Raw genomic sequence first — 13,691 nt, forward strand, 5'->3', positions numbered from 1 at the left:
GCATGCAATGACCGACACCGGCAAGGCCAACGATCTTCTGGCGCAAATTCCCGCAGCCAAGGGGCCGGCGCCGGTGCACCTTTGGAACCCGGATTTTTGCGGCGACATCGACATGCGCATCGCCCGCGATGGTACGTGGTACTACCTGGGCTCGCCGATAGGCCGCAAGCCGATGGTCCGGCTGTTTTCCACCATCCTTCGTCGCGATGGCGATGATTACTTCCTGGTCACGCCGGTGGAGAAGGTCGGCATCCGCGTAGATGACGCACCGTTCGTGGCGGTGCTACTCGATGTGCAAGGGCAGGGTGAGCAGCAGGTCCTGCGCTTCACCACCAATGTGGACGATACACTCGAGGCCGGCGCAGACCATCCGCTGCGGGTGGTGACCGATCCTGATAGCGGGGAGCCGGCGCCGTATGTGCGGGTGCGCGGCAATCTCGAGGCGTTGATCCATCGCAACGTCTTCTACCAGTTGGTGGAGCTGGCAGTGCCGCGCCTGATCGATGGCCAGGAGTGGCTTGGGGTGTGGAGCCAGGGTCAGTTCTACCCCATTGGGCGCAGTACCTGAAACCTGCCTGGGTCTATCTGGCAGGCAATAAAAAACCTCCAGTGCTTGCGCATCTGGAGGTTTTTCGATGTTTGGCTCCGCGACCTGGACTCGAACCAGGGACCCAATGATTAACAGTCATTTGCTCTACCGACTGAGCTATCGCGGAATCTGCGCGTATCTTAGCGACTGGCAGGGGGAAGTCAAGCTTCCCCCTGCACAATCAAGCAGTTACAGCACTTCGACGATGGCTTTGGTGACCACGTGAATGTTGCTCTGGTTCAGCGCGGCGACGGCGATGCGGCCGGTGTCCAGGGCATAGATGCCGAACTCGTTCTTCAAGCGTGCCACCTGCTCAACGGTCAGGCCCGAGTAGGAGAACATGCCCACCTGGCGGCCGACGAAGCTGAAGTCGCGGCTGGCACCGTATTGCGCCAGCAACTGGACCATCTGCTTGCGCATGCCGTGGATTCGCTCGCGCATCTCACCAAGCTCGGTTTCCCACATCTGGCGCAGCTCGTCGCTGTTGAGCACGGCGGCGACGATGCTGGCACCGTGGGTCGGCGGGTTGGAGTAGGTCGTGCGGATCACGCGCTTGACCTGCGACAGCACACGGGTGCTCTCGTCTTTCGAACCGGTGACGATCGACAGCGCGCCAACGCGCTCGCCATACAGCGAGAACGACTTGGAGAACGAGCTGGAGACGAAGAACGCCATGCCAGACTCGGCGAACAGGCGCACGGCGAAGGCGTCTTCGGCGATGCCGTCGCCAAAGCCCTGGTAGGCCATGTCGAGGAACGGGATGTGGCCCTTGGCCTTGACCACTTCCAGCACGTTTTTCCAGTCTTGCAGGGTCAGGTCGACACCGGTCGGGTTGTGGCAGCAGGCGTGCAGTACGACCACCGAGCCGGACGGCAGGGCGTCGAGGTCTTCGAGCATGCCGGTGCGGTTGACGTCATTGCTCGGGGCGTCGTAGTAGCGGTAGGTCTGGACCGGGAAGACTGCGGACTCGAACAGTGCGCGGTGGTTTTCCCAGCTCGGGTCGCTGATGGCAACCACGGCGTTCGGCGACAGGCGCTTGATGAAGTCGGCGCCGATTTTCAGGGCGCCAGTACCACCTACGGCCTGCACGGTGACCACGCGGCCTGCGGCCAGCAGCGGCGAGTCGTTGCCGAAGATCAGCTTCTGCACGGCCTGGTCGTACTGGGCGATACCGTCGATCGGCAGGTAGCCGCGCGAGGCGTGCTGGGCGGCACGCGCGGTTTCGGCCTCGATCACCGCGCGTAGCAGCGGGATGCGGCCTTCCTCGTTGCAGTAAACGCCCACGCCCAGGTTGACCTTGTCGGTGCGGGTATCAGCGTTGAATGCTTCGTTCAGGCCCAGGATAGGGTCGCGGGGTGCCAGCTCGACAGCGGAAAACAGGCTCATTGTTACGTTGGCTCTGATTGGAGAGTGAAAGGGGGTTGCCACGCTCCAGCCGAATGCACTGAAGCGGTGCACAAACGGGGAGTCAGTATAGTGATACCGCCTGGTCACTGCGACAGTCTGGCGCAGCTTTTACGGCTGTTTGCGCAAATATTTTTCGACCATTGGTCGAATTGCCCGGTCCACTGCAGTAACTGATCACAGCTTTATCTTGAAACGAGCGCCCGGTGTCGGCGTTTGGGTATAAACTACTGGCTAAATTTACAGTTGCCGCAGCATCCACGAGGTCCGTCATGTCCGAGTTCCAACTCGTCACCCGATTCCAGCCGGCCGGCGACCAACCCGAGGCCATCCGCCAGATGGTCGAGGGTATCGAAGCCGGCCTTTCGCATCAGACGCTGCTCGGGGTGACCGGGTCGGGCAAGACCTTCAGCATCGCCAACGTGATCCAGCAGGTGCAGCGCCCGACCATGGTGCTGGCGCCCAACAAGACCCTCGCGGCCCAGCTGTATGGCGAATTCAAGGCGTTCTTCCCGAATAACGCCGTCGAGTATTTCGTCTCCTACTACGACTATTATCAGCCCGAGGCCTACGTGCCTTCATCGGATACCTTCATCGAGAAGGACGCCTCGATCAACGACCACATCGAGCAGATGCGCCTGTCGGCGACCAAGGCGCTGCTCGAACGGCGCGACGCGATCATCGTCACCACTGTCTCGTGCATTTATGGCCTGGGCAGCCCGGAAACCTATTTGAAGATGGTCCTGCACATCGATCGCGGTGACAAGCTCGACCAACGTGCGCTGCTGCGGCGCCTGGCCGACCTGCAGTACACCCGCAACGAGATGGACTTCGCCCGTGCGACGTTTCGCGTGCGCGGCGATGTGATCGATATCTTCCCTGCCGAATCGGACCTCGAAGCCATCCGTGTCGAGCTGTTCGACGACGAGGTGGAAAACATCGCCGCCTTCGACCCCCTGACCGGTGAGGTGATCCGCAAGCTGCCGCGTTTCACCTTCTACCCCAAGTCCCACTACGTCACGCCGCGCGAAACCTTGCTCGACGCAGTGGAGGGTATCAAGGAGGAACTCAAGGAGCGCCTGGCGTTCTTGCACAAGGCCAACAAGCTGGTCGAGGCCCAGCGCCTGGAGCAGCGTACTCGTTTCGACCTGGAGATGATCCTCGAACTGGGTTACTGCAACGGCATCGAAAACTACTCGCGCTATCTCTCCGGGCGTCCGGCTGGCGCGCCACCGCCAACGCTCTACGACTACTTGCCGGCGGATGCGCTGCTGGTGATCGACGAGTCCCACGTCAGCGTTCCCCAGGTGGGGGCCATGTACAAGGGGGACCGCTCGCGTAAGGAAACGCTGGTGGAATACGGCTTCCGCCTGCCTTCGGCGCTGGACAACCGCCCTATGCGCTTCGACGAGTGGGAGGCGGTAAGCCCGCAAACGATCTTCGTCTCGGCCACCCCCGGTCCCTACGAAGCCGAACATGCCGGGCGCGTGGTCGAGCAGGTGGTGCGCCCCACCGGGCTGGTCGACCCGCAGGTCGAGGTGCGCCCGGCACTGACCCAGGTGGACGATCTGCTCTCGGAGATTGGCAAGCGCGTCGCCTTGGGCGAGCGCGTCCTGGCGACCACCTTGACCAAGCGCATGGCCGAGGACCTCACCGACTACCTCGCCGACCATGACGTGCGCGTGCGCTACCTGCACTCGGACATCGACACCGTGGAGCGGGTCGAGATCATTCGCGACCTACGTCTAGGCACCTTCGATGTGCTGGTGGGCATCAACCTGCTGCGCGAAGGCTTGGACATGCCCGAAGTGTCCTTGGTGGCTATCCTCGATGCCGACAAGGAAGGTTTCCTGCGTTCGGAGCGCTCGCTGATTCAGACCATAGGGCGTGCTGCGCGTAACCTCAACGGCAAGGCGATTCTGTACGCCGACAACATCACCGGCTCCATGCAGCGCGCGATTGACGAGACCGAACGCCGTCGGGCAAAACAGGTGGCCTTCAACGAAGCCAATGGCATTGTGCCTAGGGGCGTGGTCAAGGACGTCGCCGACATCCTCGAAGGCGCGACCGTGCCCGGTGCTCGCAGCAAGAAGCGCAAGGGACAAGCGAAGGCAGCGGAAGAGGCCGGGCGCCTGGAGGCCGAACTGCAGACGCCGGGGGAGATCACCAAGCGCATCAAGCAGCTTGAAGAGAAAATGTTCCAGTTCGCCCGCGACCTGGAGTTCGAGGCCGCTGCGCAGTTGCGCGACGAAATCGGCAAGCTGCGTGAGCGGCTGATCGCCAGTTGAAAGGTCAGCATCGGTGCGTGCTCCTTCGCGGTGGTCCGGCATTGCGGCAAGCTCGCCCCTATAGAACTACATATAACTTGTTGATTTAGCAGAGACCTGTGGGAGCGGGCTTACCGGAGTGCCAGACCACCGCGAATCAGACAACTCGGTGGATGGCACCGGCTTCGCCGGTGTTCGCGGCTAAAGCCGCTCCCACAGGGTACGCGGCACGCTTACTAAATCAGTTCTTTGCGCGACAGCGCAGCACCAAGAGGGTTGGGTGATCTTCCACAGGATTGGCGCTGTGCCTGTGGGAGCGGGCTTGCCCGCGAAGAAGCACGCGCTATTTCCCCCGCCGAGCACGCTCAGTGCGCCTCTCCAGCCTTGAGCCCTTGAGGTAGCTTGCGGGTCAGCAACACCGCCAGCATGCTCACCGCCAGCCCGATCCCGACGAAGTGGAAGGCATCGTTGTAGGCCATGATCATCGCCTGCTGATGGGTGATCTCGCTCAGCTTGCCCAACGCCGCAGTCTCATTGCCCAGTCGCTCGGTCAGTTGCGCCAGGCGTTCGGCCGCCTGTGGGTTGCTCGGTACCACCGACTCACGCAGGTAGTCGAAGTACACCTTGGCCCGGGCATCGAGCAGCGTGGCCAACAGGGCGATGCCAATCGCTCCACCCAGGTTGCGCAGAATGTTGAACAGGCTCGACGCTGACCCTGCATCCTGTGGCTGGATGTAGGCGGTGGCGATCAGCGAGATGGTGACCATGATCATTGGCTGGCCAATGGCGCGGATGATCTGGATCTGGTTGAACTGCGGCCCGGCGAAGTCCGGGTTGAGCACCCCCGAGCTGAAGCTGGCCAGGCCGAACAGGCAAAAGCCCAGGGCGCAGAGGAGCTTCGGCGAAATCACCTTCATCAGTTGTGGCACCAGCGGAATCAGGAACAACTGCGGAATGCCCATCCACATGATCACTTCGCCGATCTGCAGGGCGTTGTAGCCTTGGATCTGCGCCAGATACAGCGGCAACAGGTAGATCGACCCGTACAAGCCCACGCCCATGCCCAGGCTGGCGATACTCGACAGGCCGAAATTGCGGTTGCCGAGTATGCGTAGGTTGATCAGTGGGTTGGCGCGCGATAGTTGCAGGATCACGAACAGGATCAGGCTGAGCAGCGCCACGCTGCCCAGGCTGACGATCAGGCTCGACTCCAGCCAGTCCTTGCGGTGGCCTTCCTCGAGAAAGACTTGCAGGCAGCCAAGTCCCAGTCCCAGGCTGACGATACCGGCGTAATCGGTACTCTTGAGCAGTTCCCAGTGTGCTTGTTTCTTTTCAAGCCCGTACAGCAGCCCGCCGATCATCACCAGTCCCGGGGGAATGTTGATGTAGAAAATGTACTCCCAGCCCCAGTTCTCGGTCAGCCAGCCGCCCAAGGTCGGGCCAATGGACGGGGCGAAGGTGGCAGTCATGGCGAACATGGCCATGCCCTTGGCGCGGTGGTGCTCGGGCAGCTTGGTCAGCGTCAGGGTGAAGGCCAGAGGGATCAGCGCGCCGCCGGTGAAGCCTTGCAGTGCACGGAACACGATCATGCTCTCGAGGTTCCAGGCCATCGAGCACAGCAGTGAGGAGGCCAGGAAGCCCAGCGACACCCATACCGCCAGGCGCCGTGCCGAGAGCAACTGCACCAGCCACGCCGTCAGCGGAATCATGATGATTTCCGCCACCAGGTAGGACGTGGAAATCCATGAGCCTTCCTCCAGGGTGGCGGAAAGCGCGCCTTGTATATCCTTGAGCGACGAGTTGGTGATCTGGATGTCCAATACCGCCATGAACGCGCCAAGCATCACGCTCATGACCGCAATCCAGTCACGCCGGGTGGGCTCTGCGGTCGGGCGCAGCAGTTGATCACCGGCCATCGTGGCCGGCGTCCTGATCGCGCAGATCGACCGTGGCGGTGACTGACATCCCTGGGCGGATACGGCCATGCAGTGGGTTGTCGGTGGCGAAGGTCAGTTTGACCGGAATGCGTTGTACGACCTTGGTGAAGTTGCCGGTAGCGTTGTCTGGTGGCAACAGGCTGAACTGCGCGCCGGAGGCGGCGAACAGGCTGTCGATACGCGCATCGATAGGCGTGTCGGGGAAGCTGTCGAAGGTCAGTTGTGCGCGCTGGCCGGGGTGCATCTTGCCAATTTGGGTTTCCTTGAAGTTGGCCTGCACCCAAATAGCTTCATCCGGCACGATCGACAGCAGGTAAGCCCCGGCCTGCACCACCTGGCCGTTGCGTGCGCTGCGTTGGCCGATGGTGCCGCTGATCGGCGCGTAGATGGCGCAGCGGGTCAGGTTGAGCTCGGCTTGGGCGAGGTCGGCGCGGGCGTTGGCGATTTGTGCGTCGAGGCGCTTGAGTTCGGCGCTCAGCGCATCGACCTGTTGGCGCTGGCCCTTGAGATCGGCCTGGGCCTTGTCCACCTGGGAGCGGGCCACATGACTTTCTGCTGACAGGGTCGTGACCCGCTCTTCGGAGACGAAGCCCGGCTTGCGCAGGGCCTGGGCTCGATCAAGGTCAAGTTGCGAGCGGTTCAGCGTGGCCTGGCTGGCAGCCACTTGGGCCTGGCCCGCAGCGATCAGGCTGCCTTGTTGCACCAACCGGCTCTGCGCCTGCACAAGCTCTGCCTCGCGGGTCGCGAGTGTTGCGCGGGCGCGTTGCACCGCCAGTTCGAAGTCGGCCACTTCCAGCCGAGCCAGCAGGTCGCCTTTGTTCACGTGCTGGTTGTCTTCCACGTGCACCTGGTCGATGCGTGCGCCCAACTGGCTCGAAATACGCGTGATCTCGCCCTGAACGTAGGCATTGTCGGTGCTTTCGTAAAAGCGCCCCTTGAAATACCAGTGGGCGAGGAAGGCGAGGGCGATCAGGCCTACCAGGGTGATGAAAACCAGCAAACGGCGTTTGAGTTGGGCAGGCATGGGTACTGTCGTTCCAGAAATGTAAACAAATTTAACAGTGCCCGACGGCCGCGTCACAAGTGGCAATAGCGCCATTGCTGGAGCCCGGTGCCCGCTCCCTGCTAACATCCCGCCTTTGTTTCAATCTTCGTTCGAGACTCCCATGACCACCGTTCGCACGCGCATCGCGCCTTCGCCCACTGGCGACCCCCACGTCGGCACTGCCTACATCGCCCTGTTCAACTACTGCTTTGCCAAGCAGCACGGCGGTGAGTTCATCCTGCGTATCGAAGACACCGACCAACTGCGCTCGACCCGCGAGTCGGAACAGCAGATCTTCGACGCCTTGCGCTGGCTCGGCATCGAGTGGAACGAAGGCCCGGATGTCGGTGGCCCCCATGGCCCATATCGGCAGAGCGAGCGTGGCGAGATCTACGCCAAGTACGCCAAGCAACTGGTCGATGCCGGCCATGCGTTCTATTGCTTCTGCACCGCTGAAGAGCTGGAGCAGATGCGCGCCGAGCAGATGGCGCGTGGCGAAACCCCGCGCTACGATGGCCGCGCACTGCTGCTGAGCGACGAGGAAGTCCAGCGCCGCCTGGCGGCCGGCGAGCCGCACGTGATCCGCATGAAGGTGCCCAGCGAAGGGATCTGTGTGGTGCCGGACATGCTGCGTGGCGATGTCGAGATCCCATGGGACCGCATGGACATGCAGGTACTGATGAAGAACGACGGCCTGCCGACGTACTTCCTGGCCAACGTGGTCGACGACCATCTGATGGGCATCACCCATGTGCTGCGTGGCGAAGAATGGCTGCCCTCGGCGCCCAAGCTGATCAAGCTGTACGAGTACTTTGGCTGGGAGCAGCCCAAGCTCTGCTACATGCCGCTGCTGCGCAACCCCGACAAGAGCAAGCTCTCCAAGCGCAAGAACCCGACGTCGGTGACCTTCTACGAGCGCATGGGCTTCATGCCTGAGGCGATGCTCAACTATCTGGGCCGCATGGGCTGGTCGATGCCGGACGAGCGCGAGAAGTTTTCCCTGGCCGAGATGGTCGAGCACTTCGACCTGTCGCGTATCTCGCTGGGCGGGCCGATCTTCGACATCGAGAAGCTGAGCTGGCTCAACGGCCAATGGCTGCGGGAGCTGCCGGTGCATGAGTTCGCGGCACGGGTGCAGAAGTGGGCATTCAACAGCGATTACATGATGCAGATCGCGCCGCACGTGCAAGGCCGTGTCGAAACCTTCAGCCAGATCGCCCCGCTGGGTGGTTTCTTCTTCGAAGGCGCCTTGAAGCTGGACGCCAAACTGTTCGAAAGCAAGAAACTCTCGGCTGACCAGGTGCGTCAGGTCATGCAGTTGATCCTGTGGAAGCTCGAAAGCCTGCGCCAGTGGGAAAAAGATCGTATTACCGGCTGCATCCAGGCGGTGGTCGAGTCGCTGCAACTCAAGCTGCGCGATGCCATGCCACTGATGTTCGCTGCGATCACTGGCCAGGCCAGTTCGGTCTCGGTGCTCGACGCCATGGAAATCCTCGGCCCCGACCTGACCCGTTACCGTCTGCGCCAAGCCATCGATTTGCTCGGTGGCGTGTCGAAGAAAGAAAACAAAGAGTGGGAAAAGCTGCTGGCGAACATCGCCTGACGGCAGCTGTTTCCGGCCTTGGCAGCAGGCTTGCCCCGTGATCGCAGTGGCTAATCCACCATCGCAATCGTAGGGCAAGTCCGTTGCCAGGGCACTGCAACGCGTTGAGCGGGCAGGGCAGGGCGGTAAGTGATTGTTATCTGTGAAAAAAATTTTGAAAAATTTCAAAAATAAGTTTGACAGCCTAGCAATCGGAACTTAATATGCGCCCCGTCCACAGCGATGAACGAAAACGAAGCGTCAGGCACCCAGCCAGCGATTCGGTTCAGAGCGACATTGTGGGGCTATAGCTCAGCTGGGAGAGCGCCTGCATGGCATGCAGGAGGTCAGCGGTTCGATCCCGCTTAGCTCCACCAAATTCCGTTTGTCAGCCAAGGCTGGCAAGCAAGATCGGGCTAAAGCAGCCAGGTCTTGAAGGTAAGAAGGTTCGTCCCCTTCGTCTAGTGGCCTAGGACACCGCCCTTTCACGGCGGTAACAGGGGTTCGAGTCCCCTAGGGGACGCCAGTTTTGCACAAGCGATGTTCGCATCGCTGGGCCGAGAGGCTAGAAATCCGGGGCTATAGCTCAGCTGGGAGAGCGCCTGCATGGCATGCAGGAGGTCAGCGGTTCGATCCCGCTTAGCTCCACCAATTTTGCCGCGATTCGCGTAAGCGGGTCGGCACGAAGGTTACGTCCCCTTCGTCTAGTGGCCTAGGACACCGCCCTTTCACGGCGGTAACAGGGGTTCGAGTCCCCTAGGGGACGCCACTTTTACCCGCGTTTTGCGGGCGTTAAAAGGCTCATCACCAGATGGATGGGTCTTTTGTTTTATCTTGGGGCTATAGCTCAGCTGGGAGAGCGCCTGCATGGCATGCAGGAGGTCAGCGGTTCGATCCCGCTTAGCTCCACCAATTTGCCGCGATTCGCGTAAGCGGGTCGGCACGAAGGTTACGTCCCCTTCGTCTAGTGGCCTAGGACACCGCCCTTTCACGGCGGTAACAGGGGTTCGAGTCCCCTAGGGGACGCCAATTTTTTACCCGCGTTTTGCGGGGCTTATAAGGCTCATTCGATTATTGAATGGGCCTTTTGTTTTTATCCCTCCTGATGAATCCTGCAATCGATCGAGCATCGCGGATTTCGCTTGCCAGAAAATATTATGAATATAATATGTTGATCATAATATTCATGAGGTGAGCCATGAACGACAAAAAGGCTAAAACCCGCGAACGTATTCTCGACGCCGCGCGTAGTGCGCTGATCCAGCAGGGCCCTGCAGAGCCGAGCGTAAGCCAGGTGATGGGCGCTGCCGGTTTGACCGTGGGTGGCTTCTACGCCCATTTCGAGAGCAAGGATGAACTCATGCTGGAGGCTTTCAGCCAGTTGCTCGCCGAGCGTCGTGCGCTGTTGGCCGGGGTCGATCCCAGCCTCGACGGTGCCGGGCGTCGGGCGCTCTTGGCGGCTTTCTACCTATCGCGCAAGCACCGTGATGCCGACGTTCAGGCGTGTCCGATTCCCAATTCGCTCGGCGAGATGCACCGGCTGCCAGAGGCCTTTCGCCAGGTACTGATCGAGCACATCGAGCTGATGACGGCACAAATGGTCGACCGCCCTGAAGACATCGACAAGGCGCTCGCCGACTTCGCCTTGATGGTAGGGGGGCTTGCCGTTGCCCGCGCGTTGGGCGGTGGCGACCTGTCCGACCGCATCCTGCGCGCCGCCAAGTCGGCGGTTATTTGAATGACCTGACCCTTGGAGCACGCTGATGACTAACTTGAGCTGGATTCGCGGCGTCAACGGCACCCTTGGCCACCTGGCCCCTGAGCACGTTGCCGGTCGCATGCGTCGCGCCTTCATGACGCCGCGCAATCTGCCGCCAAGGCCCTGGGAGTTGCCGCTACTGGCCAGGGCTGAACGCATTACCCTGCGTTTCGGTTTATCGGCACTGCGTTGGGGGCAGGGGCCTACGGTGCTGCTGATGCATGGTTGGGAAGGGCGGCCGACGCAGTTCGCGACCTTGATCGAAATCCTGGTCGAAGCCGGCTACACGGTGGTTGCCCTGGAAGGTCCGGCACATGGCTGTTCGCCGGGTGAGCAGGCGCACGTGGCAGCATTTGCCCGGGCACTGCTGGAGGCGGCTGCACAACTGCCACCACTGCGCGCGGTGATCGGCCATTCGATGGGCGGCGCTAGCGTGATGCTGGCTCTGCAATGGGGGCTGCGCGTCGATGCCGCAGTGAGTATCGCTGCGCCTGCGCAACTGCTCGGCGTATTGCGTGGCTTCGCCCGGCGCCTGGGCTTGCCGGCTCGCGCCCGCGCGGCGTTCATTCGCCAGGTCGAGCGTGATGTCGGTGTGCAGGTGTCGCGCCTGGATGTCAGCGTTTACCAGCTGGAGCTGCCGGGCTTGGTGGTACATGCCGGTGACGACCGGCTGGTGCCGGCCAGCGAGGCGCAGGTGATCCACAAGGCTTGGTTCGACAGTCGCCTGCTGCTGCTTGAGCAAGGCGGTCATCAACGGGTGCTTGCCGACCCGCGTGTGGGCGAGGCGGTGCTGGAGCTGCTGGCACGCACCGCCCAGCAGACCCTACAAAGCGCTTGAGCATCCGTTACACTCTGCCCGTTCACAGACATTTGGAGCGGGCATGAGCTGGGATTTGGCAGCACCATTCATCATCGACCTGCGCGTTGGCAGCGAGGACATCGACGGCCTTGGCCATGCCAACAACGCAGTCTACGTCACCTGGCTGGAGCGCTGCGCCTGGCGCCATTCCCAGCGCCTGGGGCTGGACCTGGCCGAGTACCGGCGCCTGGACCGCGCCATGGCGGTGGTGCGTCACGAAATCGACTACCTCGCTGCCGCCTACGAAGAGGACGAGCTGCAACTGGCCACCTGGATCATCGACTGGGACCAACGCCTGCGCATGACCCGACGTTTTCAGCTAAAGCGCCCAAGCGATGGCGTTACTTTGCTGCGTGCGCAGACCACGTTCGCCTGCATCGAACTGTCCAGTGGTAAGCCCCGACGTATGCCGGCAGAGTTCCTCGACGGTTATGGCGCGGCGCTGATCGGCAGCTGAACAGCGGCCGATTTTTGCTAGACTGCGGCCTTTTTCGCCCTGAGACCCCTTACATGCAAATTGCCCTGGCCCCAATGGAGGGGCTGGTCGACAACATCCTGCGCGACGTCCTCACCCGAGTGGGCGGTATCGACTGGTGCGTGACCGAGTTCATCCGCGTGTGTGACCGCTTGCTGCCGGAGTCCTCGTTCGACAAGCTCGCCCCCGAGCTGCGCCAGGGGGCGCGCACTGCTGCCGGTGTACCGATGCGCGTGCAACTGCTCGGCTCGGACCCGGTGTGCCTGGCCGAGAACGCCGTGTTGGCCTGCCAGTTGGGGGCGCCGGTGATTGACCTGAACTTCGGATGCCCGGCCAAGACGGTGAACAAGTCGCGCGGAGGGGCCGTGCTGCTCAAGGAGCCCGAGCTGCTGCATGCCATCGTGGGCGAAGTGCGTCGCCAGGTGCCGGCGCACATTCCGGTGACCGCCAAGATGCGTTTGGGCTTCGACAGCCCCGACGGTGCCCTGGAGTGCGGTATCGCCTTGGCCGAAGGGGGCGCTGCGCATTTGGTGGTGCACGCACGGACCAAGGTTGACGGTTACAAGCCGCCGGCCCACTGGGAGTGGGTGGCCCGGGTGCAGGAGGTGGTCCAGGTGCCGGTGTTCGCCAATGGCGAGATCTGGACGGTCGATGACTGGCGACGTTGCCGTCAGGTCAGCGGCGCCGAGCACATCATGCTGGGACGCGGGTTGGTGTCACGCCCGGATCTGGCTTTGCAGATCGCCGCCGCGCGCGATGGTCGCGACTATCAACCGCTGCGCTGGGACGAACTGTTGCCGCTGTTGCGCGAATTCTGGCGCCAAGCCCAGGACAAGCTCTCGCCGCGCTACGCCCCAGGGCGCCTGAAACAGTGGTTGGCGATGCTCACGCGCAGCTACCCCGAGGCGGTTGCGTTGTTTGCGCAGTTGCGGCGTGAGGACGATTGCCAGCGCATCAGTGAGCTGTTGCAGGGACAAGCGTCGTTCGCGCCAGCTTGTGTTGCCTGAATCGGGCCTTTCGCTCGGCCATCGGCAGGTTTTGCGGGGGTTCTCGAGGAAGCGTGAAAAAATTTTTCGAGGCGCCCTTGAAAGCGTTTTACCCGGCCATATCTCTTTGAGTACGCGATGCCGAACTCGGGTCGCGGAGTGACTTACTTGCTGAATTTCAGGAGTTTATGACCATGACTACCGCTTTCTCTCTCGCTCCACTTTTCCGTAACTCCGTTGGTTTCGACCGTTTCAACGACCTGTTCGAAGCCGCCGCACGTAATGAGGCCGGTAGCAGCTACCCGCCCTACAACGTGGAAAAGCATGGCGATGACCACTATCGCATCGTGGTTGCTGCCGCTGGCTTCGTGGAGGAGGACCTCGACCTGCAAGTCGAAAAAGGCGTCCTGACCGTGACCGGTGGCAAACGCGAGGCTGGCAAGGAGGGGGTGACCTTCTTGCACCAGGGCATTGCCCAGCGCGCCTTCAAGCTCTCGTTCCGCTTGGCTGACCATATCGAGGTCAAGGGCGCAGGGCTGGCCAACGGTCTGCTCAGCATCGAACTGCTGCGGGTTGTGCCGGAAGAAGCCAAGGCCAAGCGCATCCCGATCAACGGCGAAAAGCCTGCGCTGAACTGAGTTCGGCGGGATGAAACAAAGGGCACCTTCGGGTGCCCTTTGTGTTTGCATTGTGCGGATCATCCTTCAGAAGCTCATTCAGCCCGTAGCACTGCGCTCGCGCAAGTCTCTGCTAAATCAGCAGGTTATGTGCTGTCCTATGAGGGTGGC

Annotated in this window: 11 protein-coding genes and 7 tRNA genes; 14 read left to right on the top strand and 4 right to left on the bottom strand. The window is 61.7% G+C overall.

All coding sequences use genetic code 11. From position 1 onward, the window contains the following. Positions 1–7: 7 nt before the first annotated feature. On the top strand, positions 8–568 hold the full coding sequence (locus ACNFIC_RS14315; protein ID WP_138221310.1) for a DUF1285 domain-containing protein: 561 nt from the start codon (positions 8–10) through the stop codon (positions 566–568). A gap of 72 nt (positions 569–640) precedes the next feature. Here ACNFIC_RS14315 and ACNFIC_RS14320 read toward each other — a convergent pair. Together ACNFIC_RS14320 and ACNFIC_RS14325 are read right to left on the bottom strand one after the other, a co-directional pair. Further along, positions 641–716 (bottom strand) — tRNA-Asn (locus ACNFIC_RS14320). Positions 717–778: 62 nt separating this feature from the next. Next, positions 779–1,975: an amino acid aminotransferase gene (locus ACNFIC_RS14325; RefSeq protein WP_416781259.1), complete on the bottom strand. Its 1,197-nt coding sequence runs from the start codon at positions 1,973–1,975 to the stop codon at positions 779–781. A gap of 290 nt (positions 1,976–2,265) precedes the next feature. Here ACNFIC_RS14325 and uvrB point away from each other — a divergent pair, with 290 nt between their 5' ends. After that, positions 2,266–4,281, top strand: a complete 2,016-nt coding sequence (gene uvrB / locus ACNFIC_RS14330; RefSeq protein ID WP_138221312.1) for an excinuclease ABC subunit UvrB — start codon at positions 2,266–2,268, stop codon at positions 4,279–4,281. Positions 4,282–4,625: 344 nt separating this feature from the next. Here uvrB and ACNFIC_RS14335 read toward each other — a convergent pair whose 3' ends face one another. Together ACNFIC_RS14335 and ACNFIC_RS14340 are read right to left on the bottom strand one after the other, a co-directional pair. After that, complete coding sequence (locus tag ACNFIC_RS14335; RefSeq protein WP_416781260.1) at positions 4,626–6,176, bottom strand: MDR family MFS transporter; 1,551 nt, start codon at positions 6,174–6,176, stop codon at positions 4,626–4,628. Further along, entirely contained in the window at positions 6,166–7,221 is a 1,056-nt protein-coding gene (locus ACNFIC_RS14340; RefSeq protein WP_416781261.1) for an HlyD family secretion protein, read from the bottom strand. Before ACNFIC_RS14340 ends, ACNFIC_RS14335 begins: the two co-directional genes overlap by 11 nt. A gap of 142 nt (positions 7,222–7,363) precedes the next feature. Between ACNFIC_RS14340 and gltX the strand changes: the two genes are divergently transcribed. From gltX to ACNFIC_RS14400, 12 genes are all read left to right on the top strand, one after another. Further along, a complete protein-coding gene (gene gltX / locus ACNFIC_RS14345) occupies positions 7,364–8,845 on the top strand; it encodes a glutamate--tRNA ligase (protein WP_138221315.1) in 1,482 nt (493 codons plus the stop codon). A gap of 280 nt (positions 8,846–9,125) precedes the next feature. Next, positions 9,126–9,201: transfer RNA gene (locus tag ACNFIC_RS14350), tRNA-Ala, on the top strand. Positions 9,202–9,274: 73 nt separating this feature from the next. Continuing rightward, positions 9,275–9,350 (top strand) — tRNA-Glu (locus ACNFIC_RS14355). A 49-nt stretch (positions 9,351–9,399) separates the two neighbouring features. Continuing rightward, positions 9,400–9,475 (top strand) — tRNA-Ala (locus ACNFIC_RS14360). Between the two features lie 42 nt (positions 9,476–9,517). Then, positions 9,518–9,593, top strand: a tRNA-Glu gene (locus ACNFIC_RS14365). Positions 9,594–9,660: 67 nt separating this feature from the next. Then, positions 9,661–9,736 (top strand) — tRNA-Ala (locus tag ACNFIC_RS14370). 41 nt (positions 9,737–9,777) lie between these two features. Then, positions 9,778–9,853: transfer RNA gene (locus ACNFIC_RS14375), tRNA-Glu, on the top strand. Positions 9,854–10,022: 169 nt separating this feature from the next. Next, positions 10,023–10,562, top strand: coding sequence for a TetR/AcrR family transcriptional regulator (locus ACNFIC_RS14380; protein WP_416781262.1), 540 nt, complete (start codon positions 10,023–10,025; stop codon positions 10,560–10,562). Between the two features lie 25 nt (positions 10,563–10,587). After that, the gene (locus ACNFIC_RS14385) at positions 10,588–11,421 is read left to right on the top strand and encodes an alpha/beta fold hydrolase (protein ID WP_138221317.1); all 834 of its coding nucleotides are present in this window, start codon (positions 10,588–10,590) and stop codon (positions 11,419–11,421) included. Between the two features lie 43 nt (positions 11,422–11,464). Continuing rightward, the gene (locus ACNFIC_RS14390) at positions 11,465–11,899 is read left to right on the top strand and encodes an acyl-CoA thioesterase (RefSeq protein ID WP_138221318.1); all 435 of its coding nucleotides are present in this window, start codon (positions 11,465–11,467) and stop codon (positions 11,897–11,899) included. A 53-nt stretch (positions 11,900–11,952) separates the two neighbouring features. Continuing rightward, on the top strand, positions 11,953–12,924 hold the full coding sequence (locus ACNFIC_RS14395; RefSeq protein ID WP_138221319.1) for a tRNA dihydrouridine synthase: 972 nt from the start codon (positions 11,953–11,955) through the stop codon (positions 12,922–12,924). Positions 12,925–13,097: 173 nt separating this feature from the next. Then, positions 13,098–13,541: an Hsp20 family protein gene (locus tag ACNFIC_RS14400; protein ID WP_138221320.1), complete on the top strand. Its 444-nt coding sequence runs from the start codon at positions 13,098–13,100 to the stop codon at positions 13,539–13,541. Positions 13,542–13,691: the final 150 nt, after the last annotated feature.

The sequence above is a fragment of the Pseudomonas sp. NY15463 genome (genome assembly GCF_048068415.1).
In the GTDB taxonomy this organism is placed as follows: Bacteria; Pseudomonadota; Gammaproteobacteria; order Pseudomonadales; family Pseudomonadaceae; genus Aquipseudomonas; species Aquipseudomonas mosselii_C.